This is a genomic window from Acinetobacter sp. Swhac1, from assembly GCF_013390985.1.
GTDB classification, from domain to species: domain Bacteria; phylum Pseudomonadota; class Gammaproteobacteria; order Pseudomonadales; family Moraxellaceae; genus Acinetobacter; species Acinetobacter towneri.
Genome location: NZ_JACASN010000014.1, coordinates 75,155 through 77,097 on the forward strand (window position 1 = coordinate 75,155; position 1,943 = coordinate 77,097).

Annotated in this window: 2 protein-coding genes; both read right to left on the bottom strand. The window is 38.3% G+C overall.

What is annotated here, in order from left to right:
- Positions 1-29: 29 nt before the first annotated feature.
- Positions 30-449 carry an SMI1/KNR4 family protein gene (locus HX743_RS09020; RefSeq protein WP_178319040.1) on the bottom strand — a complete coding sequence of 140 codons (420 nt, stop codon included), beginning with the start codon at positions 447-449 and terminating at the stop codon, positions 30-32.
- A gap of 8 nt (positions 450-457) precedes the next feature.
- Positions 458-1,561, bottom strand: a complete 1,104-nt coding sequence (locus HX743_RS16370) for an HNH/ENDO VII family nuclease (RefSeq protein ID WP_236093737.1) — start codon at positions 1,559-1,561, stop codon at positions 458-460.
- Between the last annotated feature and the right edge of the window lie 382 nt (positions 1,562-1,943).

Sequence of the window (1,943 nt, forward strand, 5' to 3'; positions counted from 1 at the left end):
TGAAACTGAACTAAATCTTGTATGGATCCTCAATTACCTTCAATCCAAACTTGTTTAATCCAATCTGCTAAACTTGCCCACCTATCATCACTATAACCATCCGTTGTCCAATATCGAATTTCATTACCAGGAATTAGGCAATAATAACTACCATTATCCTCACAAATAGGTAACCAATTTTCAGGAAGGCCTTGTTCTCTAGCATCACTTAGTATTTGAGAAAGCTCTCTATAGTCTTTTTTATCATTTGTGATAGATGCTAATTCAATTGTTCCATAAAAAATATTACCAACCTCTTTCAAAACTTTCTTATAGTCTTCTGGAAAAGAAAATCCGATTTCAGTTTCATAGCTAGATATCAAGATATCGTCTGGTAACTTTACATTTAGACGATCGTTACCAGATACTTCCTTTAATTCCTGAATGACATCATCAATTTTATTTTGCATATCTTTTCTCACTTAAGCCCTAACGCTCTATTTTTCCAATAATTAGATCGCCATTTATTAAAATCAGCACGATTAATACCTGATGGAATACTATTATCATTAATATGGATAGTAGCATGATTATCTTTATGAAAACTTTGTGTAACCTCAGCTATAGGACCATCTTGCTTTTGCAACATATGGTGAAGATTTACAGATTTCCCATCTTTACCTATCGGTGCTCTACCCATTTCCATTAGCTGAAGATTTGTCTTTCCTGATTTTTTATCAAGATAATTTGGGTCGAATATGTCATTTCGTTGATATACTTTATTTCCATTAAACTGTATAGGTTCAGAAGTCCAATATTTTCTATCCTGTTTAAAATAATCTGTAACAACTTTTGTTTCCTCAATATTTTTTAGAATTTTTTGCGCTTGCTTAGAATCCTGTACTGTCGCAATAATTTTCTTTGAGCCTTTTGCAAGAATTCCATATGCTTTACCAACAGGAACAACTTCGTAAATTTCCGTTGGTACAATAATCATGGCTAATTCTTTCGAATTATTTATTATTCTTTGCCCAGTCCATGAACTACATTGCCCACTAGAAATCCCACTTTGTGCACAAAGATTGTTATATTGGTCTACTTGTTTCTTCGCAAATTTATGAGCACCTGCTTGATTATTCTCCACCGCATTCTGCCCAATCACTCCTGCTAACTGAGCGTTATAAGTTGAATCTCCTACCGCTCCACCAATGACAGCGCCAATCCCTGCAGTTAAATCACGGATTTGTGCTTTCTCAGCTTCTGACAGTAAATTCGCTTGGAACTCGCCATTTACAAAGTACTTAGGATCATCTTTGTATCTTTCTGCGAGTTGGTTGGTTAAGTAGTTTGCTGCCGCCTCACTGGCAACCGCGGCACTTCCGCCTGCAGTTGGGTCGCTACCGTTAATGTAGGCAAGTGTTGCACCCAAGATTGCATGAGATACCAACTGTGCTGCCGTGTTTTTATCCGCTCCATGACCAAATTCTTGCCCAATCACCTGAGCTGCATACGGTGCTAGGGTATTCGTCACGACTTGTAAGTCAGTTTGTCCACCCAACGCTGCTGTAATCGCTGTAGTCACGGCATTCAATGCTCGACTGCTATTACCACCCATGCCCCATGTTTGGGCTTGGTCTGCTGCGTCTTTGTATGCTGGTAAAGCATTTTTCAGAAGATTTTGTTTCGTTACATAATCATCTGTGCTGTTATATTCAGCCCACTTTTCTCCACCTTCTGCTTTTAGCTTTTCAAGTGCTTGAGCTTCTGCTGCTTGCTTTTGTGCTTCTGCTTCAGCTTGTTTGTTTTGGCTATAAGTACGTGTTGCCGCAACAATCGTTGAACCGTACCGGGTTTGTCGGAGACTTTTTATTTAAGTTAGGCCACCTGACCTAACGGATTAATTTTATCATAGTACATTGCTTCAAAATCAAAAGGTGGCACATAACCTAGTGCACTATGTACAC